This window comes from Comamonas sp. CMM03 (assembly GCF_019218715.1).
Taxonomy (GTDB): Bacteria; Pseudomonadota; Gammaproteobacteria; order Burkholderiales; family Burkholderiaceae_C; genus Comamonas; species Comamonas terrigena.
The window spans coordinates 1-525 of sequence record NZ_JAHUXB010000014.1 but is presented as its reverse complement, the minus strand read 5'-3'; the positions used below and the strand labels follow the sequence as shown (position 1 = coordinate 525).

The 525-nt window shown below is 48.4% G+C and carries 1 rRNA gene; it reads right to left on the bottom strand.

Annotated elements, in window-relative coordinates:
- Positions 1-391: ribosomal RNA gene (locus tag KW830_RS21130) — 23S ribosomal RNA — on the bottom strand; the annotation flags it as partial.
- Positions 392-525 lie beyond the last annotated feature (134 nt).

Sequence of the window (525 nt, the reverse complement as noted above, 5' to 3'; positions counted from 1 at the left end):
GGTTTCTCGTGCCCCGCCCTACTTTTCTCTAGCTCAGTACCACCAGTCGGTTTTCACATACGGGGCTATCACCCACTATGGCCGGACTTTCCATTCCGTTTTGTTAACCGTCTGACTATCACTAGAAGGCTGTTCCGAATTCGCTCGCCACTACTATCGGAATCTCGGTTGATGTCTTTTCCTCTGGGTACTTAGATGTTTCAGTTCTCCAGGTTCGCTTCGACAGCCTATGTATTCAGCTGCCGATACCTATTGCTAGGTGGGTTTCCCCATTCAGAAATCTCCGGATCAAAGCTTATTTGCCAGCTCCCCGAAGCTTATCGCAGGCTATCACGTCTTTCGTCGCCTGTAATCGCCAAGGCATCCACCACATGCTCTTAGTCACTTGACCCTATAACTTTGACCTCTCTTGCGAGATGGTCGCCATTTCGGTTTTCAAAGACTTGTAAGGTCTCTCACCTTACGCGTTATGCCGTAATGTGAATGATTCTTCGGTGCAAATCTTTCGATTTGCGCCTAGAGAAT